We start from the raw sequence: 22,181 nt of genomic DNA, 5'->3' as shown, positions 1-22,181 counted from the left end.
CTTATCGGACCCAAATTGGCCTAGACCACTTGAGGGGGTGCTCCGTTATTCGTTAACCCACGAACAGGTATCGCACCATTCAAGTAAAGTGCCCGACTCGTCACCGTAAATACCTCCAACCCCAAGAGGAACTGCCATGACAGACAACGATCCGCACCTGGCGAACGGGCTTCTACCAGGCATTATCGCCGGCCTCCTGGCCACCGTCGCCGGTGCCGCGGCCTACGGCGCGCTCATCGCCTTCAGCGGGTACGAGATCGGATTCGCCGCCGTCGGCGTCGGTCTCCTCGTCGGCCTCGCCATGATCGCGGTCAGGCCGACCAGCCCGGTACTGCCGCCGCTGGCCGCCTTCCTCTCCCTCGCCGGCGCCGCGCTCGGCCAGATCGCCGGGGCCGTCATCGTCTGGGTGCGGCTGTCCGGCGAGGACTACGGCTCCGCTGTCGTCCGGGTCCTCGACGCCTTCCCCGACGCGATCAGGAGCGCCCCCATGGCGCTGCTGTTCTGGGTGGTCGCCGCCTACGCGGGCTTCAGCTTCGTGAACAGGCGCGTCAAGGCCGCCCGCGCGGCCCACGACGCCTCGTCCGTCCCGCAGCCGGACGAGGCCGACCGGGTGAACTACTTCGAGCCCAAGAAGCAGCCGTGAGCGGCGGGCCCCTCCGCGGCCCGATCCGTAAGGGGACCTACGGGGCCAGCATGTCGACGGTGAGATTGGCCTCGGTGTTGGGGATGCCGATGTCCTGGGCGCGCTTGTCGGCCATGGCCAGCAGGCGGCGGATGCGGCCGGCGATGGCGTCCTTGGTCAGGGGCGGGTCCGCGAGCTGACCGAGCTCCTCCAGAGAGGCCTGCTTGTGCTCCACCCGCAGGCGGCCGGCGATCACCAGGTGCTCGGGGGCCTCCTCCCCGAGGATCTCCAGGGCCCGCTGGACCCTGGCCCCCGCGGCGACCGCGGCGCGGGCCGAACGGCGCAGGTTGGCGTCGTCGAAGTTGGCCAGCCGGTTGGCCGTCGCACGCACCTCGCGGCGCATCCGCCGCTCCTCCCAGGCCAGCACGCTGTCGTGGGCGCCCAGCCTGGTCAGCAGCGCGCCGATGGCGTCGCCGTCACGGACCACCACCCGGTCGACGCCTCGCACCTCGCGGGCCTTGGCGTGGATCTTCAACCGCCGCGCGGACCCGACCAGCGCGAGCGCCGCCTCCGGCCCGGGACAGGTGACCTCCAGCGACATCGAGCGCCCCGGCTCGGTGAGCGAACCGTGCGCCAGGAACGCCCCCCGCCAGGCCGCCTCCGCGTCGCAGGTCGCCCCCGCGACGACCTGGCGGGGCAGGCCGCGGACCGGGCGCCCGTGGTTGTCGATCAGACCGGTCTGGCGGGCGAGCGCCTCCCCGTCGCGGTAGACCCGCACGAGGTAACGCGAGCCCTTGCGCAGTCCGGCGGGGGCCAGGACGAGCACCTCCGCCTTGTGCCCGAAGACCTCACCGATGTCCTTGATCAGCCGCCGGGCGGTGACGTTGGTGTCAAGCTCGGCCTCGATCACGATCCGGCCGCTCACCAGATGCAACCCGCTCGCGAACCGCAGCAGCGTCGACACCTCGGCCTTACGGCAGCAAGGCTTCAGGACCGGCAGCCTGCTCAGCTCGTCCTTGACCACACCTGTCATCGCCATGCGCGTTCGTCCTCCCCCATACAGACCCCATGCGGCCCGAGATAAATCGGGCTCACAGAAGTTTCTCGCACTCCTGAGCACCGCTGACCAGGATCAACGCTTCTCACGGAAAATCTCGTCCAGGACGGAGGCAAGACGTTGTGCATCGTGTCGCGGGGAGCCGTCCTCGTCCGCCACGGAGGCGAGGACCAGCCGCCCGCCGAGGTCGGCCGCGGCCTTCTCCAGCTCGTCGCGGTCCTCGATCACCCCGGTGTCGGCGATGACGACGTCGATCTCCAGGGAGGGCGCGTGCTGGCGCAGCACCTCCAGGTGCTTCTGGGGGGAGAAGCCGTCGGTCTCCCCCGGCTGCGGGGCGAGGTTCAGCGCGACCAGGCGGCGCGCGCGGGTGGTGTGCAGCGCCTCGGCCAGCTCGGGCACCTTCAGGTGGGGCAGCACGCTGGTGAACCAGGACCCGGGACCGAACACCACCCAGTCGGCGTCGAGGACCGCCTGGACGGCCTCGGGGCACGCCGGCGGATCCTCGGGGAGCAGCGAGATGGCCCGGACCCTGCCGGGGGTGAGGGCGCAGGCCACCTGGCCGCGCACCGTGCTCACCTCGCCGTCCAGCTCGACCTCGGCGGCGATGTCGAGCGGCACCGAGGACATCGGCAGCACCCGCCCGTGCGCGCCGAGCAGCCGCCCGAGCCAGTCGAGCCCGGAGACCGTGTCGCCGAGCCGCTCCCACAGCGCCACGATCAGCAGGTTGCCGATCGCGTGGCCGTGCAGGTCGCCCTCGCTGCGGAAGCGGTGCTGGACGACCTCGCTCCAGGTGCGCCCCCACTCGTCGTCACCGCACAGGGCGGCCAGGGCCATCCTCAGGTCTCCCGGGGGGAGCACGCCGAGCTCACGACGGAGACGGCCGCTCGACCCCCCGTCGTCGGCGACGGTGACCACCGCCGTCAGCCGGGAGGTGACCCTCCGCAACGCCGACAGCGAGGCGTACAGCCCGTGTCCTCCACCCAGTGCGACGATCTTGAGACCTTCGTTCACTCCCGGCCCACATCCCGATGGCTCACCTGCACCTCCATGCCACCCCTGTCGCGCAGCCGGCCGCCGAACTGCTCGGCCATGGCGACACTGCGATGCTTGCCGCCGGTGCAGCCGACGGCGAGCGTGGCGTAGCTCTTACCCTCGCGGGTGTAGCCGGAGGCGATGATGGCGAACACCTCCTCGTAGGCGTCGAGGAGTTCCTTCGCACCCGCTTGGTTGAGAACGTACTCCCGTACGGGAGCGTCCAGTCCGTTCATGGGGCGAAGTTCGGGAACCCAGTGGGGATTGGGCAGGAACCGGCAGTCGACGACCAGGTCCGCGTCGACGGGCAGGCCGTACTTGTAGCCGAAGGAGACGACGTTGACCCGCAGGCCGGGGCGGTCCTCGCCGCCGAAGAAGGCGACGATCTTCCCGCGGAGCTCGTGGACGTTGAGGTTGGAGGTGTCGATCACCAGGTCGGCGTTGGCCCGGACCTCGCGCAGGATGCCGCGCTCGCGGGCGATCCCGTCGACCAGGCGGCCGTCGCTCTGCAGCGGATGCGGGCGGCGGACGTTCTCGAACCTGCGGACCAGCTCCTCGTCACTGGCCTCCAGGAACACCACGCGCACGGCGACGCCGCGCCCCTCCAGCTCCTCGATCGCGCTGTTGAGGTCACTGGTGAAGGCCAGGCTGCGCACGTCGACCACCGCGGCCACCTTGTCGGCGGCCAGCTTGACCCGCCCCGCCTCCTCGGCCATGGCGAACAGCAGCCCGGGCGGCAGGTTGTCGATGACGAACCACCCCAGGTCCTCCAGGGCCTTGGCGGCGGTGCTCCGCCCCGCCCCCGACATTCCGGTGACGAGGACGAACGCGGGCTCTCTTTCGCTCATGGGTTCTGCCCCTTCAAGGCCGACACGATCGTCTCGGCCGTCGAGGGGCCGATCCCGGGAACCTCGCAGATCTGTGCCGCGGTCGCCTCCCGCAGCCGTTTCACCGATCCGAAATGCTTGATCAACGCCTGCCTGCGGGCCGGGCCGAGACCGGGGACCTCGTCCAGAGCGCTTTCCTTGACGCTCTTCGACCGTTTGGATCGATGGTAGGCGATGGCGAAGCGGTGGGCCTCGTCGCGTACCCGCTGGAGAAGGTAAAGGGCCTCGCTGGAGCGGGCGAGGATCACCGGCAGGTCCTCGCCGGGCAGCCAGACCTCCTCCAGCCGCTTGGCCAGGCCGCACACCGCCACGTCGTCCACGCCCAGCTCGTCGAGCGCCCTGCGGGCCGCCGCGGCCTGCGCGGGACCGCCGTCGACGACGACCAGGTTGGGCGGGTAGGCGAACTTGCGCGGCTTGCCGGTCTCCGGGTCGATGCCCGGTGTCCGCAACCCCTCCCCCGGCTCTTCCGCGGCCTCTTCCGCGGGATCGGCCCCGGTGTCCGCGTCGAGCTCCCCGGTGGCGGAGCGCTCCTCCAGATAGCGCTTGAACCGGCGGGAGATCACCTCGTGGATGGAGGCGACGTCACCCTCGGTGGAGCGTATGGAGAACCTGCGGTACTCGCTCTTGCGGGCCAGGCCGTCCTCGAACACCACCATGGAGGCCACCACGTTGGTGCCCTGGATGTGGGAGACGTCGTAGCACTCGATGCGCAGCGGCACCTGGTCGAGGTCGAGGGCGTCGGCGACCTCCTGCAGCGCCCTGCTGCGCGCGGTCAGGTCGCTGGCACGCCTCAGCTTGTGCTGCTTCAGGGACTCGAGGGCGTTGCGCTCGACGGTCTCCATCAGCGACCTCTTGTCGCCGCGCTGGGGGACCCTGATCTCCACCCGTGCCCCGCGGTGCTCGGCGAGCAGCTCGGTGACCGCCTCGGCGTCGGGGGGCAGGACGGGCACCAGCACCTCCCTGGGCAGCGCCTCGGCGACCGCGTCGCCGTACATCTGCAGCAGGAACTGCTCGACCAGCTCGCCCGGCGCGACCTCGTCGACCTTGTCGACCACCCAGCCGCGCTGCCCCCTGATCCGCCCGCTGCGAACGTAGAACACCTGGACGGCGGCCTCCAGCGGATCCTCCGCCAGGGCGATCACGTCGCAGTCGGTGTTGTCGCCGAGGACCACGGCCTGCTTCTCCATCGCCCGCTGCAGCGCCTGGATGTCGTCACGCAGCCTGGCGGCCCGCTCGTACTCCTGCGCGAGGGCGGCCTCGCGCATCTCGCGCTCCAGCCGCTTGATGAACCGGCCGGTGTTGCCCGCCATGAACTCGCAGAAGTCGTCGGCCAGCTCCCGGTGCTCCTCGGCGGTGACCCGGCCCACGCAGGGGGCTGAGCACTTGTCGATGTAGCCCAGCAGGCAGGGGCGGCCGATCTGCGCGGCCCGCTTGAACACCCCGCCCGAGCAGCTCCTGATCGGGAAGACCCGCAGCAGCAGGTCGACGGTCTCCCTGATCGCCCAGGCGTGGGAGTAGGGGCCGAAGTAACGGGTGCCTTTGCGCTTGGCGCCGCGCAGCACCTGGACCCGGGGGAACTCCTCCCCCATGGTGACCGCGAGGTAGGGGTAGGACTTGTCGTCGCGGTACTTGACGTTGAACCGGGGGTCGTACTCCTTGATCCAGGAGTATTCGAGCTGGAGCGCCTCGACCTCGGTGCCGACAACCGTCCAGTCGACGTCCACGGCCGTCGTGAGCATGGTCTGGGTGCGCGGGTGCAGGCCCGCGAAGTCGGCGAAGTAGGAGTTGAGCCGCTGGCGCAGGCTCTTGGCCTTGCCGACGTAGATGACCCGGCCCTCGGCGTCCTTGAATCGGTAGACGCCCGGGGACTCGGGGATGGACCCCGGCTTCGGCCGGAAACTCACCGGACCACCCACAGATCTCGCCACAGGGAAAGACTATCGGCCCGGACCGACAGGTTTCCTTACAGCTTTCCCCGCCGGCCTTCCCGCCCCGGCCTTCGTGGCGGCCTTCCGGCTTTCCCCGCCAGCCTTCCCAGCCTGGCCTTCGTGGCGGCCTTCCGGCTTTCCCCGCCGGCCTTCCCAGCCTGGCCTTCGTGGCGGCCTTCCCGCCCGGCCGGCAGCCGGGACACGGCCCGGCGGCCCCGCCCCGGCCGGGGCGGGCCACACCCTCATGCGAAGCCCGTCGCTTCGCGAGGTGACCGGGCCGTACGGGGGGCCGCCGCGTGGCACCCGGCCCCCGCCGGAACGTTCCTTCCGGCGGCGGGCCCGCGGCCGGGTTCAGGCGAGGACGATGGAGTCGCCGTCCACCTTGATCGCCTTCTCCTCCAGCGGCTTGTCGGCCGGGCCGTTCGCCACGGAACCGTCAGTGATCTTGAACTTGCTGCCGTGGCACGGGCAGTCGATGGTGCCGTCCGCGATCTTGTCGACGTCGCACCCCTGATGGGTGCAGACGGAGCTGAACGCCTTGAACTCCCCCGCGGTCGGCTGGGTGATCACGATCTTCTCGTCCTTGAAGACCTTGCCGCCACCCTCGGGGATGTCCGCGGTCTTGGCCAGGGCGTTCGCCCCGGAGTTCCCTTCGGCACCCGCACTCGTCTCGGCCGCCTCCGGCGCCTGCGAGGCGGCGGTTGCGGATGTGTCCCCGCCGTCCGCCGCGGGCTCTCCGTATCCCGCGCACGCGGTCAGCACCGCGGCCATCCCGGCCCCACCGGCGCTCAATATCACGGTACGACGTGTCGTCTCAGTCATGAATATCCTCCAGGATCATCATCTTCAGGTACGGCTGGAACCCCGATGACGGTTCAGCATGCCGTACCTCTTGTCAGGAGACTGTGAAGAATTACCGCCTCAGCCCTCTTTCCGGGCCATCCGGAGAATCCCCCTGGAAACCCTCGGGGCGGGCTTCGGACCCGGCGAATCCGGCTCCGGCGCTCCCGACAGGACCCGCGCCGCCCTCGAGGGGAAGACGGCGCGAACTATCAGACCATGACGATCCCGTCGCCCTCGACCTTCAGCGCGTACTGGACCAGCGGCGCCTCCGCCGGGCCCTTGAGGCACTTGCCGGAGTCGGCGGCGAACTCGCTGCCGTGGCAGGGGCAGCGGATCACGCCGTCCCCGACCCTGCCGACCGCGCACCCCCGGTGCGGGCAGCTCGCCGTGAACGCCCTGAACACCCCCGAGGACGGCTGGGTGATCACGATCTTCCACTTGGTGATCACCTTGCCGCCGCCCACCGGGATGTCGGTGGTCCGCGCGATGACCCTCCCCTTGATCCCTGGCGGCACGATGGCGGCGGCGGACTCCCCGCCGCCGCACCCGGCCAGCGCCGCCCCGCACGCCACGACCCCCGCGGCGGCGATCACCTGCCTGCGCGCGGGCATGGCGGAGGCCTCCTGCGTGCTCATCTCGGCCCTTCTCGCAACGTCGTCCCCGGATTCCGAACCGGGCTCCGCGTCAAGGGTATTGACGGGGTGGCCCGGTCCGGAATCCGGCCTTCAGCTGCCGAGGATCTTGCGCAGGAAGCGGCCGGTGTGACTCTGGTCGACCAGGGCGACCTCCTCGGGCGTGCCGACGGCGAGCACGCTGCCGCCCCGGGAGCCGCCCTCGGGGCCCATGTCGATCAGCCAGTCGGCGGTCTTGATCACGTCGAGGTTGTGCTCGATGACGATGACCGTGTTGCCCCCGTCGACGAGCTTGCCCAGGACGCCCAGCAGCCTGCGGATGTCCTCGAAGTGCAGGCCGGTGGTGGGCTCGTCGAGCACGTAGATCGTCCGGCCGGTGGAGCGGCGCTGCAGCTCGGAGGCGAGCTTGACGCGCTGGGCCTCGCCGCCGGACAGGGTCGTGGCGGGCTGGCCGAGCCTGACGTAGCCCAGGCCGACGTCGTTGAGCGTCTTCAGGTAGCGCTTGATGGCCGGGATGGAGTCGAAGAAGTCCAGGGCCTCCTCGATCGGCATGTCGAGCACCTCGGAGATCGTCTTGCCCTTGTAGTGGACCTCCAGGGTCTCCCGGTTGTAGCGCGCCCCGTGGCAGACCTCGCAGGGCACGTAGACGTCCGGCAGGAAGTTCATCTCGATCTTGAGGGTGCCGTCTCCCGAGCAGGCCTCGCACCGGCCGCCCTTGACGTTGAAGCTGAACCGGCCCTTCTGGTAGCCGCGGACCTTGGCCTCGGTGGTCTGCGCGAACAGGTCGCGGACCTTGTCGAAGACACCGGTGTAGGTGGCCGGGTTGGACCGGGGCGTGCGGCCGATCGCCGACTGGTCGACGTGCACGACCTTGTCGACCAGGTCCATCCCGTTGACCCGCGCGTGGCGGCCGGGGACGGTGCGCGCGCCGTTCAGCTCCTTGGCCAGCGCGTTGTAGAGGATGTCGTTGACCAGGGTGGACTTGCCGGACCCCGAGACCCCGGTGACCGCGGTCAGCAGCCCCAGCGGGAACTCCACGTCGACGCCCTTGAGGTTGTGCTCGCGGGCGCCCTTCACGGTGATCTGCCGCTTCCTGTCACGCTTGCGGCGGGTGGCGGGGATCGCGATCGTCTTGCGGCCGGACAGGTAGGCGCCGGTCATCGAGGTCTCCGAGGCCAGCAGGTCGGCCACGGTGCCCGAGACGACGACCTGGCCGCCGTGCTCACCCGCCCCGGGGCCGATGTCGACCACCCAGTCGGCGGCGGCGATGGTGTCCTCGTCGTGCTCGACCACGATGAGCGTGTTGCCCATGTCACGCAGCCTGATCAGGGTCTCCAGCAGCCGCTGGTTGTCCCGCTGGTGCAGGCCGATGGAGGGCTCGTCCAGCACGTACAGCACCCCGACCAGGCCCGAGCCGATCTGGGTGGCGAGCCGGATGCGCTGCGCCTCGCCACCGGCGAGGGTGCCGGAGGCCCGGTCCATGGTCAGGTAGTCGAGACCCACGTCGAGCAGGAAGCCCATCCGGGCGTTGATCTCCTTGACCACCCGCTCGGCGATGTGCATGTCGCGGTCGGAAAGCTTCAGCCCCGCCAGGAACTCCGCGCAGTCGCCGATCGACATCGACGAGACGTCGGCGATCGAGCGGCCGTCGACCGTGACGGCGAGCGAGACCGGCTTGAGCCTGGCCCCCTCGCAGGCCGGGCACGGGATCTCCCGCATGTAGCCTTCGTACTTCTCGCGCATGCCGTCGCTGTCGGACTCGCCGTGGCGGCGCTGCACCCAGGGGATGACCCCCTCGAAGGTGGTGTAGTAGGAGCGCTGGCGGCCGTAGCGGTTGCTGTAGCGGACGTGGACCTGCTCGTCGTGGCCGTACAGCAGGGCCTTCTGCGCCTTCTTGGGGAGCCGCTCCCACGGGGTGTCGAGACCGAAGCCCATGGTCAGGCCGAGCGCCTCGACCAGGCGTACGAAGTAGTCGCTGGTGTGGCCGCCGGCCCACGGGGAGAGCGCGCCCTCGCCCAGCGGCCTCTCCGGGTCGGGTACGACCAGGTCGGGGTCGACCTCCATCCGGACGCCCAGGCCCGTGCACTCCGGGCAGGCGCCGAAGGGCGAGTTGAACGAGAACGAGCGAGGCTCCAGCTCCTCGAACGACAGGTCGTCGTAGGGGCAGTAGAGGTGCTCGGAGTAGAAGCGCTCGCGGTTGGGGTCGTCCTCCGGCAGGTCGACGAACTCCAGGGTGATCGTCCCGCCCGACAGGTTCAGGGCGGTCTCCACCGAGCCGGTCAGGCGGCTGCTCGCGCCCTCCTTCACGGCCAGCCGGTCGACGATCACCTCGATGTCGTGCTTCTCCTGCTTCTTCAGCGTCGGCGGGTCGTCCAGCCGGACCACCGTGCCGTCGACGCGGGCGCGGGCGAAGCCCTTCGCCTGGAGCTGGGTGAACAGCTCGGCGTACTCGCCCTTGCGGCCGCGGACCACCGGGGCGAGCACCTGGAAGCGGGTGCCCTCCTCCAGCTCCATGACCCGGTCGACGATCTGCTCGGGGCTCTGCCTGGCGATCGCCCGCCCGCACTGCGGGCAGTGCGGCTTGCCGATCCGCGCCCAGAGCAGGCGCAGGTAGTCGTACACCTCGGTGATCGTGCCGACGGTGGAACGGGGGTTGCGGCTCGTCGACTTCTGGTCGATCGACACCGCGGGCGAGAGCCCCTCGATGAAGTCGACGTCGGGCTTGTCCATCTGCCCGAGGAACTGCCGCGCGTACGCCGACAGCGATTCGACATAGCGCCGCTGGCCTTCGGCGAAGATCGTGTCGAAGGCCAGGCTGGACTTGCCCGAGCCGGACAGTCCGGTGAAGACGATCAGAGAGTCTCGCGGCAGCTCCAGCGAGACGTCCTTGAGGTTGTGTTCACGTGCACCACGCACGATGAGGCGGTCAGCCACAGCAGTCCCGACGTCGTTGATAGAGGGTTGGAAGCGGTCGCGGGAAGACTAGCGAGAGGGGCCGACAATTTTCCGGACCGGCGTCCGGAGTCGTTTTCCCGCCCTCTCCAGACTACGGCCTTCACCCAGACCTGGCAGGTGGCCCACGGTTTCAACGATGTGAACACCCCCCTTATGCCCCAACCTGCCCGCCGGGCGGAATGATGAGGGTGACGGGGGCAGGGCGCGCACCGCCCTGCCCTCCCGCGACCCCGTGCGAGGAGAATCCGTGACGTACACCGGTGATGTTCAGGTCGGCGGCCCCGCCGACCTGCGCGAGCTGCCCGCCCTGACGATCGCCAAGCTGGCCGTCGGCCCGTTCGACAACAACGCCTACCTGGTCCGTTGCACCCAGACCGGCGACGGCGCGCTCATCGACGCGGCCGCCGAGCCCGACCGGCTGCTCGAACTCATCGGCGACCGGCCGATCAGCAAGATCGTCACCACCCACCAGCACGGCGACCACTGGCAGGCCCTGGAGGAGGTCGCCAGGGCGACCGGCGCCTCGGTGATCGCCCACCCGCTCGACGCGGGTGCGCTGCCGGTGCCGGTGGACCTGGAGGTGGAGAACGGCGACGGGATCACCGTCGGCGTGGTCAGCTTGGAGGTGATCCACCTGCGCGGGCACACCCCCGGCTCGATCGCCCTGCACTACCCGGGCCACCTGTTCACCGGCGACTCGCTCTTCCCCGGCGGCGTCGGCAACACCAACAAGGATCCCGAACGGTTCGCCCAGCTCTTCGCCGACGTGTCGGAGCGGATCTTCGACCGGCTGCCGGACGACACCTGGGTCTACCCGGGCCACGGCAAGGACACCACGCTCGGCGCCGAGCGCCCCTCGCTGCCCGAGTGGCGCGAGCGCGGCTGGTGACACCCCCCGGCCGGCGGGGAGTCCGGGCCCGTACGGCCGGACTCCCCGCCGGCCGGGGGCCCGAGCGCGGCGGGAAGGGCGGGCGTCAGCCGCCGAAGACCCGGAGGATCCGATCCGCGGCCTTGGCCGGATCCTCCACCCGCTCCACCAGGTCACCCCAGGACCAGCGGTAGAACCAGCCCTCGGCCAGCGGGACGCAGTCGAGGGTCTCGTTGAACATCGCCGCCTCGGGATCACTGACACGCAGCGACGGCGGGCTCCGCTTGAGCGTCACGCTCATGCCTCTCAGCTCCAGCTCGCGGGCGAGCATGCCGAGGAAGTAGGTACGGGTGTGCTCGTGCGGCTCAGCTCCCATGAGGCAATTGAACGCAGCCACGCCGGACATGGGAAGCGGGCCGGGGCATTCCGGGACGAGAACGGGTCCGGGCATGGCGTATCGGCGACCATCCGCCATGCCCGCGGTGAGACGGCGTGAGCGCGCCGCGAGTGGTCAGCCGACCCCGGCGGACGCCTTGCGCTGCTCCTTGCGCTTCTCCCGCTTGAACATCAGGACCCGCAGCGGGATGGCCGCCACGATCGTCATCTGCATGACCGCCCCGACCTTGATCAGCGTGTCGCCACCGGCCAGGCCCGCGACCCAGATGGTCAGGCAGGCGACGTTGATCATCATCCAGGCGAGCACCGCGGCGGCCAGATTGCCCTTGGGCTTGGGGTACTCGATCCGGCTCACCATGAGGTACGCCACCCCGAAGACGGGCAGGATCGTCCAGATCGACGGGGGGAACAGCAGCACGACCGAGACCACGGTCATCGCACCCATCGGGATGGGCAGCCCCATGAAGTCGCCGCTCTTGGTCTTCACGCAGGCGAAGCGCGCGAGCCGGACGACCCCGGCCAGCAGCACCGACGACGCCGCGGCCATCACCAGCAGAAAGGGGATCTGCTGGTTGAACCCCGCCCAGATGACCACCATGAAGGCGGGCGCGAAGCCGAAGCTGATCACATCGGCGAGGTTGTCCAGCTCGGCGCCCATGGCCGAGGCGCGGAACTTGCGGGCCACCAGGCCGTCGAACAGGTCACAGGTGGCGCCGATCAGCAGGAGCACCACCGCGGTGCCGAAGAAGCGAGGATCGGCCGCGAAGGGCTTGTCCTGCTGCAGCGCGCTGATGGCCGACCAGGCCAGCACGCAGACCGCGAGGAAGCCGCAGAGGGCGTTGCCGAGGGACAGGGAGTCCGCGGCCGACAGGCGGAACGCCTTGCCCACGGGTCCTCGTGGCTCGTCGTCCGTCTCGTCCATCGGCCAGCTCGCGTCAGCCGTGGTCAAGACCTGTCACCCCCGCGACCGTCTTCTGGCCCACGGAGACGGCCGGGGCGATCCCCTCGGGAAGGTAGACGTCGACCCGCGAGCCGAGCCTGATCAGGCCGATCCGCTCGGCCCTGGCGACCTTCGCCCCCGCGGCCACGTAGGGCACGATGCGGCGCGCGACCGCGCCGGCGATCTGGACCAGCTCGACGTCGCCGAGTGCGGTGTCCAGGTGCCAGACGACCCGCTCGTTGGTGTCGCTGTCCTTGTTGAACGCGGGCAGGTAGCCCCCGGACACGTGTTCCACCGAGGTGACCGTGCCGGCCAGCGGCGCCCGGTTGACGTGCACGTCGAGAGGGCTCATGAAGATCGCGACCCGGGTGCGGCCGTCCGGCCACGGGTCGATGCTCTGCACCACGCCGTCCGCGGGCGACAGGATCCGCCCGGTGCCCGGAGTGCGATCTGGATCGCGGAAGAACCAGAGCATCCCGCCGGTAAGCGCGGTCAGCGGGACCGCCGCCAGCGCCCAGCGCCGGTCACGACGGCTGAGCAGGGAGGTTACGGCGGCGGCGGCCACGGTCGGGAGCAACCACGGGGAGACGCCACGCGCCAGGCCCAGCGGGCCTGGCGTGTGGCTTGCTGAATCGTGGGACACAGGGAACCTTTGTGATGTCTTGCGGCATTAGACCGGTATGTCTACCCGCTCTGGGGCAGGATGTTACCCATCTCTCAGCCCTTATAAGGCGCAATGAGACAAGCAAAGCGCCTCACACGCTGATTCGCTAGCCCTGCTCGACACTCGCCGGGGTGGTGTTTTCCTTGCCCGCGCGGTTGTCACGCCGGGCCTTGATCAGGCTGACCACGGTGGTGACGACCATCGTGACGACGATGACCGACAGCGACACCCAGATCGGCACCTCGGGGGCCCAGGAGACACCGCTGGAGTGCAGAGCCTCGAGGATCAGCTTAACCCCGATGAAACCGAGGATGAACGCAAGACCGAAGCTGAGGTAGACCAGCTTCTGGAGCAGGCCGCCCAGCAGGAAGTACAGCTGGCGCAGGCCCATCAGGGCGAACGCGTTCGCGGTGAAGACGATGAAGGCGTCGGTGGTCAGGCCGAAGATCGCCGGAATCGAGTCGAGCGCGAACAGCAGGTCGGTGGTGCCGATGGCGATCATGACGATCAGCAGCGGGGTGACCAGTCGCTTGCCGTCGACCTTGACGGTGATCTTGGAGCCCACGTAGTCGTCGGTGTGCGGCAGCACCCGCCGCGCCCAGCGCAGCACCGCGTTCTCCTCGAGGTGCTCCTCCTGGCCGAACTGGCGGACGAGCTGGACGGCCGTGTAGATCAGGAACACGCCGAAGACGTAGAACAGCCAGCCGAAGTTGGCCAGGGCCGCGGCGCCGATCGCGATGAAGATGCCGCGCATGACCAGCGCCATCAGGATGCCGATCAGCAGCACCTTGTGCTGGTGCATCTTCGGCACCGCGAAGCGGGTCATGATGATGTAGAAAACGAAGAGGTTGTCGATGCTCAGGCTGTACTCGGTGAGATAGCCGGCGACGAACTGGCCCGCGGGGGTAGGACCCGCGAAGATCCACAGCCCGATGCCGAAGAGCACGGCGAGGGTGACGTAGAAGCCGACCCAGAACCCGGCTTGCTTGAGGGAGAACTCCCGAGGCTCGCCTCGATCGACGATCCACAGGTCGAAGGCGAGGATGACCAGGAGCCCGCCGATGACGGCGAACCATGCCCAGACAGGAACATTCACAACTGATAAACCTCCGGCGGCGCGCACGACAGACTGCCGGAGGTCTCTCCCGCCCGCGTGAAGACAGGTCGACGTGAAGCGGGTCGACAATGCGGACCGACAGCCCCGGGGGCCTCGTGGGGCGAGGCAACACCGTGATGACGAGACTGTCGCGAAGGGATACTCCCCCCCTAACCACGCCAGTATAGGTGTCCGGCATGGCGGCGCCTAATCCAACATCGCGACGCCCCCGCTTGTTCCGCCCGGCTCCGGGACCGCCCACCACCGGCCCCTCAACGCCCTCCAGGCCTCCGGAAGACCACGAGCGCTCCTTCTCCGACGTCAGGGAGGCATCCGACACAAGCCGCGAATCTCTGCACAGTCCCGGGGAGGGCCCGGTACGGCCCGCTCAGAAAAACCCGGTCACCACCGCTCGGGGAAACCCGGTCACCACCGCTCAGGGGAGCCCGGTTTGCCAACGCTCAGGAGAGCCCGGCATAGACCGCGAGCACCGCCGCGAGCGCCTCCGGCTCGCCCGGCAGCCCACGGCCCCGCCTGGCCGCGGCCCCGGCCAGTTCCCCGGCGAGACCGTCGTCGGCGCGCACCCTCGCGACCGCGTCGCGCATCGCGGCGATGTCCCCGTACGGAACCAGCAGCCCGGCCTCGCCCACCATCGCCGGGATGCCCCCCACCGCGGTGGCGATGACCGCCGTGCCCGCCCGCAGGGCCTCCTGCACGGTGAGCGGCTGCCCCTCCCAGCGGCTCGGCACCACCAGCGCCCTCGCCACCCCGAGCAGATCCCCCACGTCGGCCCGGTCGCCGAGCAGCCGCACCGGCAGGTCCTCCCGGTCGATCCGCTCCTGCAGTTCCCCCCGCAGCGGCCCCTCCCCCGCCACCAGGAACACCGCCTCGGGCGTCCGCTCCCCCGGGCCCCGGCCGCCTGCGGGTTCGGCGGATGCCCGGCCCGGGACGGGGCCCGCGTCCCCGCGAGCCTCCCGCAGGGCCCTCGCGACGTCGAGCAGGGTATCCAGCCCCTTCTGCTGGGCGAGCCTCGCGACCGTCAGGAAGATCACCCGATCACCCGTGCCGAGCTCTCGCCGCACGTCGCCGGGCTCGCGCCCCGACGGGGGCAGCGAGGGCGCCGGAACGACGGCTGCCTCGACCCGCCCGGCCCCCAGGCGGGTCATCCGCTCCCCCAGGTCGGGGGAGACGACCAGGATCCGGTCTGCGCGGCGGGCCACGATCCGTTCCAGGAGACCGTAGACGGCACCGACGGCACCGCCCGCGGTGGCGGCGTTGTGCAGGGTCACCACCAGGCCGGTCCCGGTCCCGGCCAGCGCGATCGCCGCCAGGGCCCCGGCCCGCAGCCCGTGGGCGTGCACCGCGTGCGCCCCGCGCAGCGCCCGGAGCGCCAGGACCGCCCGCAGGTCGTCGAGCGGGCGAGGCCGGTCGGAGATCGGCACGGGCGCGAAGCGCGCGCCGAGGGCGGCGAAGCCGAAGGCGCGCTCCGTACTCGGCGGGCCCGCCACGACCACCCGGTGGCCGCCGCGCACCAGCCCGCCGGCCAGCATGGCCACGTGTCGGCCGACCCCTCCCGCGCTCGTCCCCAGCACGAGTGCCACGCGCCTACCCTGGTCAGCCATCGGAACGGCTCCCCTCCCTCGCATCCCTCACAGCCCCCCGGCGGAGCCTCGCCAGCAGCGCCCGGGCGTCCTTCCTGTCGATCACCACCGCCACGGCCGCGAACGCGGCCACCCCGACCGCGCCCGCGGCCAGCCCGACCGCCACGGACGCCCACGTGGACACCGCGCCGAAGGCGCCGACCAGGGTCAGGCCCGCCCCCCAGGCCGCGGCGCCGCCGGCCAGGGTCGCCAGCAGGGTGCGCGGCGTCCCCGCCAGCGCGGCCGCCCCCCTGCCACGGAGCACCGCGACGGCCAGGAGCAGCCCGCCGACGGTCATGCCGACGGTGCTGCCCAGTGCCAGCTGCCCGACCACGTCGGGCCGATCCCCCGCGGTGTGGGCGAGCACGATCTGGGCCAGCAGCGCGACGGCCCAGCCGGCCACCGAGGCGACGGCCGCCGACCGGCCCCGCCCGCAGGCGTACAGGACGCGGGCCAGGTGCAGCATGAGCGCGTACCCGACCAGGCCCGGCGCGAACAGCGCGACGGCCCTCGCCATCTCGGCGGGGACGCCGCCCGGGGTGCCCTCAAGGAACACCCTCGACACCGGTACGGCGACCGCCGCCATCACCCCGGCCGCGAGCCCCGTCATCAGGAGCACGGCCCGGGTGGTGGAGGCGGTCAGGGCGTCGAAACCCGGCGTGTCCCCCTCGGCCGCCCGGGTGGACAGCACCGGGAAAGAGCTGGTGGCGATGGGCATCACGAGCACCGCGTACGGCAGCTGGTACAGCGCCCAGGCGTAGGTGTAGGCGGCGATCGCGCCCTCGCCGCCCAGGCCGTTGGCCAGGCGGATGACGACGATCAGCGCGATCTGCTGCGCGACCAGCACGGCGAGACCCGCGGTGGCGAGCCTTCGCGCCTTGGCCGCGACGCCGGGCGGGAACGACAGCGAGGGCCGCAGCCTGAGCCCGAGCCGGGAGACCGGGCCGACGACGGTGAGCACCATCGCGGCGGCGGCGACGGTCGCGCCGAGGGAGAGCGACAGCTGCCCGGCGCCGCTGAGCTTCGACAGGTTCTCGGCGGCATCCTCGTTGACCGCCTCGAACAACAGGTTGGAGGCGACGATGAGCAGGCTGGAGACCAGCGGCGCCAGGGCCGGGCCCATGAACCGCCGATGGGCCTGGAGCACCCCGTACAGCACCACGGCCAGCCCGAAGAAGATCATCCGAGGGGCGAAGACGACGAGCATGCCGGTGCCGGCCTCGACGACGCCGGCCGGGTCGCATCCGTGCGGATCGCCCATGAGCAGCGCGACGATCGGCCCGGCGAACGCGACGATGAGCAGCGTCAGCGGCACCAGGACGAGCATCGCCCAGGTGAGCAGCGCCGAGGTGGTCCTGCTCACCTCGGCCCTGGCCTCGGGGTCGTCATCGGACCTGGCGGCCGCCGAGGCCAGCACCGGCACCACCATCCCGGCCAGCACGCCGCCCGCGACCAGCTCGAAGACGATGTTGGGCACGTAGTTGGCGGTGTTGTAGGCGGTGCCCAGGCAGCTGTTGCCGACGCTCTGCGACTGGACGAGATAGCGGCCGAACCCGACGAGCCGGGCCAGGACGGTCACGACTCCGATGAGAAGTGCCGCTCCCGCGACCCCCCGCGCGATCCTCGTGCTCATCGGGGGGCGGGTGCCTGCTCCACAGGGCGACGGCCGAGCATGTCGACGCGGTGCAGGAGGGAGTTGCCCGCGATCACCTTGGTGAAGCTGATCCTCTCCGAGGCCGCGGTCAGCGCGACCACGGTGCCGAGCACGGCCAGCCGTCCGGGCCGGCCCAGGGTGACGGCGGCGGCCAGGCCGAGGAGCGCGCCCAGCGCGTTGGCCCCCGCGTCGCCGAGCATCGCCCGCTCGCCGAGGTCCTCGGGCAGCAGCGCGGCGGCGGCTCCCATGGGGAGCGCGACCAGGGTGGCCGGGACCGGGCCGTCCTTGAGCAGCCCCGCGGCGAGCAGGGGCGCCCCCGCGAGCAGGCCCACCTTGACGGCGCGGCCTGGCCGCAGGTCGAAGAGGTTGGCCAGGTTGGCGCTCCCGGCGATCAGCCCGCCGTTGACGATGACGTCGAAGGGGTCGCGGGAGGTGACGGCGGCGGCGGCCAGACCGGTCGCGCCGATGCCGAGGATCTTCACGGCCCCGCTGGTGACCTCGCCCTTGGCCAGGGCGCTCAGATGCCCCTTGAACCCCTTGGACGAGGTCGCGCCGTACAGGTCGTCGTAGGCTCCGAGGCCACCGCCGCCCGCCACCGCCAGCAGCGCCGCCGCCCGGACCCCGCCGGGCAGCCCGGGGACCACGGCCGCGGCGGCCCCGGCACCGGCCACGAACGCCGGGCCCTCCAGCAGGGTGATCGGCTCGCCCCGGTGGTTCGTCCGGGCCCAGGTCTCCGCGTCGCCGACCGGGGGCCTGCGGGTGAAAGCGGCGTACGCGGCACGCGCGGCGACCGCGCCGAGGAACGCACCGGCGAGGGCGCCCGCGAGGGCGCGGGGAAAAGCGCGACGAGCCATCGGGTCATCCTCCGGAGGTGGCCGTGGCGGCCGTGGGGACGGCCGTGGGGGTCGGCGTCGCGCTGGGCTCGATGCCGGAGACGCCGGGGCCGATGCCGTACTGGCCGGCCAGCCCGGTGAGTTGCTCTCGGAGAGCGTAGACCACCACGACCCGTCCCGCGGGCATATCGGCGGTGTCGACGCTGGAGACCTTCTCGGTGAGGGCCGCGTCCTCGCGGAGCGCGGCGATGACCCCGCCGGTCGCGACCGAGGTCTGCGTACCGGCCAGCACGGTGCCCTGGCCCGCGTCGTCCAGGCCGACCGCCAGCGTCACGAGCGCGCTCGCCTGCTCGCCCGCGGTCTCCCCGGTGTACGCCTCCGCCGGGGCGATCACCAGGGCCACCTCGGCGCGCTTGGCGGGTTCGCCGGTGACGGTGAGCAGCCCGCCGCGCTGGAAGGCGTCGAGGATGCCGGCTCCGGCCGGGTGCTCCTTGCCCACCTGGCTGGAGTCACTGGTCAGGATCGCGCCGGCGAGCACCTCGGCCACCTTGTCGTACGCCGTGTCCTCGACGGAGAAGACGGTCTCGGGGGCCTTGGCGCCGACGGCCAGCTTGTCGAGGAAGCCCGCCTGGGCGGGATCGGTGTATCGCTCGGCGAGGGTGATCCGGCCGGTCACGGTCGCCCCCGCCTCCTCGATCACCTGCTGCGCCCCCTCGCGCACGCTCGCCGTGCTGCCCGGGGCCTCGACGATCACGACGCTCTCGCCGGCGAGCGCGTCCCGGACCAGCCGGGGGGTGTCGGCGGCCACGAACGCGTCGTTGGCGGCCTCGCGCTTCTGCAGGGCCTCGACTTGGTCGCGGAGCTCGTTGTTGCCCTCGCGGAACTGGTTGACGGCCAGCTCGCTCGCCTTGATGACGGGGTCTTCGAGCAGGGTGGTACCCAGCACGATGCCCACCGACAGCGCGAGGAAGATCGCGACGATGGAGACGAGGTGATAGCGGAAATCGATCACGAGAAGAGTCCGACCAGCCAGAAGATGAAGCCGCTCCAGACGTCGCGCATGCTGTCCAGCCAGATCTTGCCCACCGGGGAGACGACGATCGCCACCCCCATGGTGATCAGCGTGGTGGCGACGAGCAGGAGCAGGGACGGTGTGGAGATCCGGCTGCGGTAGAGCCGGCTGACGCCTTTCGCGTCGATGAGCTTGCTGCCCACCCGCAGACGGGTGAGGAAGGTGCTGGCCATGCCGGAGCGGCCCTTGTCGAGGAACTCCACCAGGGTCGCGTGGGTGCCGACGGCGACGATGAGGTCGGCGCCCTTGTCGTCGGCGAGCAGCATCGCGATGTCCTCGCTGGTGCCGATCGCCGGGAAGAGCACCGCGGTGCGGCCCAGCTGCTGGACCCGCTCCAGCCCTGGCGCCCTGCCGTCGCGGTAGGCGTGCACGACCAGCTCGGCGCCGGTGGTGAGCGCCTTGGTGGAGACCGAGTCGAAGTCTCCGACGATGATGTCGGGCAGGTATCCGGCCTCCAGCAGCGCGTCCGCGCCGCCGTCCACCCCGATCATGACCGGGCGGTACTCGCGGATGTAGGGGCGGAGGGCGGCGATGTCCTCCTTGTAGTGGTAGCCGCGCACCACGATGAGGACGTGCCTGCCCTCCATGACGGTCCGGACGTCGGGAACGCCGATCCCGTCGATGAGGAGGTCGCGCTCGCGGCGGACGTACTCCATGGTGTTGGCCGCGAACGCCTCGATCTGCACCGTCAGCCCGGCCCGCGCCTCGCTCATCGCGGCCTGGACGGACTCGGCCGTCTGCACGTCGCCCTTGCCGACCGCCTCGTCGTCGAGGTAGATGACGCCCTCGTGCAGCCTGACCAGGTCGCCGTCCTTGATCCGCTCGAACAGCTCGGGGGTGGCGTTGTCGACGAACGGCACCCCTGCGTCGACGATGATCTGCGGGCCCAGGTTGGGGTAGCGGCCGCTGATGCCGGAGGCGACGTTGACGACGCCTGCCGCGCCGCACGCGACAAGCGCCTCCGCGCTCACCCGGTCAACGTCAACGTGATCGATAATCGCGATTTCCCCGGCCCTGAGGCGCTTGGTCAGCCTCTTGGTCCGCCGATCGATTCTCGCCACTGCCGTCACCCCGGGAAGGTCAGTGACCTTCCTGCGGCGGAGGTACCCGGTGAGCCCGTTTTTCAGCCCGTCAATCGGCACCTTCATCACGACCATCCTGCCAGAGGGAACGACCGGGAGAGCCAAACAGCCGGCAGCGTGTCAGATCCTTCACCCGAAATCCCCGGTACCTACTCCCCCGGACCATACGAATTACTCCTTCAACCCATCACGCGCTCCATCACTTCTTTATCCGGCCTATCTTGCCTATTCAGCCCGTTTCAGCCGTCCGGTCACGCCTTGTCGGCGGCGGCGATCGACAGCAGCTCCTCGGCGTGCGCGCGGCCCAGCTCGGAGTCCTCGAGCCCGGCGAGCATGCGGGAGAGCTCGCGCGCCCGGCCGTCCTGGTCGAGGGCGATCACGCCGCTGCGCACCACGCTCCCGTCATCGGCCTTCTCCACGACGAGATGCTGGTCGGCGAAGGCCGCGACCTGCGGGAGGTGGGTGACGACGATCACCTGGGAGGTGCGGGCCAGCCGCGCCAGCCTGCGGCCGATCTCCACCGCGGCCTTGCCGCCCACGCCCGCGTCGACCTCGTCGAAGACGAACGTCGGGACCGGGTCGGCACCGGCGAACACCACCTCGATGGCGAGCATCACCCGGCTCAGCTCGCCGCCGGAGGCGCCCTTGTTCAGCGGCAGGAGCGGCGAGGCCGGGTGCGGCGCCATGCGCAGTTCGACCTCGTCGACGCCCTGCGGGCCGAACTCGGGGGCGGCGGCGATGGTGACCACCACCCTGGCGTGCGGCATGGCCAGCGCGGTGAGCTCCTCGGTCACGGCCCGCCCGAACCGCTCCGCGGCCGCCGTCCTGATCCGGGTCAGCTCGGCGGCCAGCTCGGTGAGGCGCTCGGTGAGCTCCTCGTGCTCGCGGGTGAGCTCGCCGATGCGATCGTCGTCGCCGTCGAGCTCCGCCACCCGGGCCGCGGCCCGCGCCGCCCAGGCGAGCACCTCCGCGGTGTCCTGGCCGTACCTGCGGATGACGTGGATGAGCACGGCCCGCCGCTCCTGCACGACCGCGAGCCGGCCCGGGTCGGCGTCGACCGACTCGAAGTACGCGGCCAGCTCGGTGGCGACGTCGGAGATCAGATAGCCCGCCTCCGCGAGCCGGTCGGCGATCCCGGCGAGCGCGGGGTCGAAGTCGCGTACCGCCTCGACGGCCGCGCGGGCCTCGCCGACCAGCGCGATGGCGTCCGGCATGGCCTGCTCGCCCGACAGCGGGTCACCGAGCAGCGCCCGGTGCGCCGTCTCCGCGGCGCCCCTGAGGGAGTCGGCGTGGGAGAGCCGCTCCTCCTCCTCGCGCAGCTCGATCTCCTCGCCGGGCTTGGGGTCGGCCTTCTCGATCTCGCCGAGCCCGAACCTGAGCTGGTCGGCCTCCTGGGCGCGCTCCCTGGCCCTGGTGGTCAGCTCGTCCAGCTGCTCCGCGATCTTCCTGTGCCGCTTGTAGGCCTGCTCGTAGGCGCGCAACGGCTTGACCAGCTCCTCGCCGGCGTAGCGGTCGAGGGCGGCCCGCTGGCGGCCCGGCTGCAGCAGCCGCTGCTGGTCCATCTGGCCGTGCACGGCCACCAGGTCCTCGGCCAGGTAGGTGAGGGTGCCGACGGGGACGGTGCGCCCGCCCAGCCAGGCGCGGCTGCGCCCCTCGACCGAGACCGTCCGCGAGATGATCAGCTCGCCGTCCTCGACCACGCCGCCCACGTCCTGCACCTGCTGGGCGACCCGTCCCGCCGGGTCGACGATCAGCGTGCCCTCGATGGTGGTCTTGCCGGAGCCGGGGCGGACCCGGGCGGGGTCGGCGCGGCCGCCGAACAGCAGTCCCAGACCGGTCACCACCATGGTCTTACCCGCGCCCGTCTCGCCCGTGACCACGGTGAATCCCGGCGCCAGCACCAGGACGGCCTCGTCGATCACGCCGAGCCCCTGGATGCGGACCTCCTCGACTCTAGGTCGCACTGGTCCCTCCCGTCAC

General features: G+C 71.1%; 19 protein-coding genes. 2 read left to right on the top strand and 17 right to left on the bottom strand.

Going from position 1 to position 22,181, the window contains the following annotated elements; genetic code table 11:
• Positions 1-136: 136 nt before the first annotated feature.
• Entirely contained in the window at positions 137-643 is a 507-nt protein-coding gene (locus ACTOQ2_RS08270) for a hypothetical protein (RefSeq protein WP_440099108.1), read from the top strand.
• A gap of 37 nt (positions 644-680) precedes the next feature.
• On the opposite strand, the gene whiA is transcribed toward ACTOQ2_RS08270, so the two are convergent.
• The 7 genes from whiA to uvrA all read right to left on the bottom strand — a co-directional run bounded on the left by whiA (position 681) and on the right by uvrA (position 9,935).
• Positions 681-1,661, bottom strand: a complete 981-nt coding sequence (gene whiA, locus ACTOQ2_RS08265) for a DNA-binding protein WhiA (protein WP_329079024.1) — start codon at positions 1,659-1,661, stop codon at positions 681-683.
• A gap of 93 nt (positions 1,662-1,754) precedes the next feature.
• On the bottom strand, positions 1,755-2,672 hold the full coding sequence (locus ACTOQ2_RS08260) for a gluconeogenesis factor YvcK family protein (protein ID WP_440085041.1): 918 nt from the start codon (positions 2,670-2,672) through the stop codon (positions 1,755-1,757).
• Between the two features lie 14 nt (positions 2,673-2,686).
• A complete protein-coding gene (gene rapZ, locus ACTOQ2_RS08255) occupies positions 2,687-3,559 on the bottom strand; it encodes an RNase adapter RapZ (RefSeq protein ID WP_440099107.1) in 873 nt (290 codons plus the stop codon).
• Positions 3,556-5,514, bottom strand: coding sequence for an excinuclease ABC subunit UvrC (uvrC, locus tag ACTOQ2_RS08250; RefSeq protein WP_440099369.1), 1,959 nt, complete (start codon positions 5,512-5,514; stop codon positions 3,556-3,558). Before uvrC ends, rapZ begins: the two co-directional genes overlap by 4 nt.
• 363 nt (positions 5,515-5,877) lie before the next feature.
• Positions 5,878-6,348 (bottom strand): Rieske (2Fe-2S) protein, encoded by a 471-nt coding sequence (locus tag ACTOQ2_RS08245; protein WP_440066008.1) that lies wholly within the window; start codon positions 6,346-6,348, stop codon positions 5,878-5,880.
• Positions 6,349-6,578: 230 nt separating this feature from the next.
• Positions 6,579-7,004, bottom strand: a complete 426-nt coding sequence (locus ACTOQ2_RS08240) for a Rieske (2Fe-2S) protein (RefSeq protein WP_440099106.1) — start codon at positions 7,002-7,004, stop codon at positions 6,579-6,581.
• Positions 7,005-7,094: 90 nt separating this feature from the next.
• Positions 7,095-9,935, bottom strand: coding sequence for an excinuclease ABC subunit UvrA (gene uvrA / locus ACTOQ2_RS08235; RefSeq protein WP_440099105.1), 2,841 nt, complete (start codon positions 9,933-9,935; stop codon positions 7,095-7,097).
• A 268-nt stretch (positions 9,936-10,203) separates the two neighbouring features.
• Between uvrA and ACTOQ2_RS08230 the strand changes: the two genes are divergently transcribed.
• The gene (locus tag ACTOQ2_RS08230) at positions 10,204-10,845 is read left to right on the top strand and encodes an MBL fold metallo-hydrolase (protein WP_440099104.1); all 642 of its coding nucleotides are present in this window, start codon (positions 10,204-10,206) and stop codon (positions 10,843-10,845) included.
• Positions 10,846-10,930: 85 nt separating this feature from the next.
• Here ACTOQ2_RS08230 and ACTOQ2_RS08225 read toward each other — a convergent pair whose 3' ends face one another.
• The 10 genes from ACTOQ2_RS08225 to recN form a co-directional block, all read right to left on the bottom strand.
• Positions 10,931-11,200, bottom strand: a complete 270-nt coding sequence (locus tag ACTOQ2_RS08225) for a hypothetical protein (RefSeq protein ID WP_440066004.1) — start codon at positions 11,198-11,200, stop codon at positions 10,931-10,933.
• 135 nt (positions 11,201-11,335) lie between these two features.
• A complete protein-coding gene (pssA, locus tag ACTOQ2_RS08220) occupies positions 11,336-12,169 on the bottom strand; it encodes a CDP-diacylglycerol--serine O-phosphatidyltransferase (protein WP_440099103.1) in 834 nt (277 codons plus the stop codon).
• The gene (locus ACTOQ2_RS08215; protein WP_440099102.1) at positions 12,156-12,803 is read right to left on the bottom strand and encodes a phosphatidylserine decarboxylase; all 648 of its coding nucleotides are present in this window, start codon (positions 12,801-12,803) and stop codon (positions 12,156-12,158) included. Before ACTOQ2_RS08215 ends, pssA begins: the two co-directional genes overlap by 14 nt.
• A 127-nt stretch (positions 12,804-12,930) precedes the next feature.
• On the bottom strand, positions 12,931-13,920 hold the full coding sequence (locus ACTOQ2_RS08210; RefSeq protein ID WP_440099101.1) for a TerC family protein: 990 nt from the start codon (positions 13,918-13,920) through the stop codon (positions 12,931-12,933).
• A 461-nt stretch (positions 13,921-14,381) separates the two neighbouring features.
• Positions 14,382-15,542: a glycosyltransferase family 4 protein gene (locus ACTOQ2_RS08205; RefSeq protein ID WP_440099100.1), complete on the bottom strand. Its 1,161-nt coding sequence runs from the start codon at positions 15,540-15,542 to the stop codon at positions 14,382-14,384.
• The gene (murJ, locus tag ACTOQ2_RS08200; RefSeq protein ID WP_440099099.1) at positions 15,535-17,193 is read right to left on the bottom strand and encodes a murein biosynthesis integral membrane protein MurJ; all 1,659 of its coding nucleotides are present in this window, start codon (positions 17,191-17,193) and stop codon (positions 15,535-15,537) included. Before murJ ends, ACTOQ2_RS08205 begins: the two co-directional genes overlap by 8 nt.
• Entirely contained in the window at positions 17,190-18,068 is an 879-nt protein-coding gene (locus ACTOQ2_RS08195; protein ID WP_440099098.1) for a hypothetical protein, read from the bottom strand. Before ACTOQ2_RS08195 ends, murJ begins: the two co-directional genes overlap by 4 nt.
• 4 nt (positions 18,069-18,072) lie before the next feature.
• The gene (locus ACTOQ2_RS08190; protein WP_440099097.1) at positions 18,073-19,059 is read right to left on the bottom strand and encodes a copper transporter; all 987 of its coding nucleotides are present in this window, start codon (positions 19,057-19,059) and stop codon (positions 18,073-18,075) included.
• Positions 19,056-20,267, bottom strand: coding sequence for a putative cytokinetic ring protein SteA (gene steA / locus ACTOQ2_RS08185; RefSeq protein ID WP_440065996.1), 1,212 nt, complete (start codon positions 20,265-20,267; stop codon positions 19,056-19,058). The genes ACTOQ2_RS08190 and steA overlap by 4 nt, the downstream gene beginning before the upstream one ends.
• A gap of 185 nt (positions 20,268-20,452) precedes the next feature.
• Complete coding sequence (gene recN, locus ACTOQ2_RS08180; protein ID WP_440065995.1) at positions 20,453-22,165, bottom strand: DNA repair protein RecN; 1,713 nt, start codon at positions 22,163-22,165, stop codon at positions 20,453-20,455.
• Positions 22,166-22,181: the final 16 nt, after the last annotated feature.

Source organism: Streptosporangium sp. H16, assembly GCF_051918855.1.
In the GTDB taxonomy this organism is placed as follows: Bacteria; Actinomycetota; Actinomycetes; order Streptosporangiales; family Streptosporangiaceae; genus Streptosporangium.
This window is presented reverse-complemented; position numbering and strand designations above follow the sequence as displayed.

Bases quoted from the DNA above. Each gene is read 5' to 3' on its own strand.
- ACTOQ2_RS08270 (WP_440099108.1), top strand. From the start codon at position 137: ATGACAGACAACGATCCGCACCTGGCGAACGGGCTTCTACCAGGCATT.
- whiA (WP_329079024.1), bottom strand. From the start codon at position 1,661: ATGGCGATGACAGGTGTGGTCAAGGACGAGCTGAGCAGGCTGCCGGTC.
- rapZ (WP_440099107.1), bottom strand. From the start codon at position 3,559: ATGAGCGAAAGAGAGCCCGCGTTCGTCCTCGTCACCGGAATGTCGGGG.
- ACTOQ2_RS08245 (WP_440066008.1), bottom strand. From the start codon at position 6,348: ATGACTGAGACGACACGTCGTACCGTGATATTGAGCGCCGGTGGGGCC.
- ACTOQ2_RS08240 (WP_440099106.1), bottom strand. From the start codon at position 7,004: ATGAGCACGCAGGAGGCCTCCGCCATGCCCGCGCGCAGGCAGGTGATC.
- ACTOQ2_RS08225 (WP_440066004.1), bottom strand. From the start codon at position 11,200: ATGGGAGCTGAGCCGCACGAGCACACCCGTACCTACTTCCTCGGCATG.
- ACTOQ2_RS08205 (WP_440099100.1), bottom strand. From the start codon at position 15,542: ATGGCTGACCAGGGTAGGCGCGTGGCACTCGTGCTGGGGACGAGCGCG.
- murJ (WP_440099099.1), bottom strand. From the start codon at position 17,193: ATGAGCACGAGGATCGCGCGGGGGGTCGCGGGAGCGGCACTTCTCATC.
- ACTOQ2_RS08195 (WP_440099098.1), bottom strand. From the start codon at position 18,068: ATGGCTCGTCGCGCTTTTCCCCGCGCCCTCGCGGGCGCCCTCGCCGGT.
- steA (WP_440065996.1), bottom strand. From the start codon at position 20,267: ATGAAGGTGCCGATTGACGGGCTGAAAAACGGGCTCACCGGGTACCTC.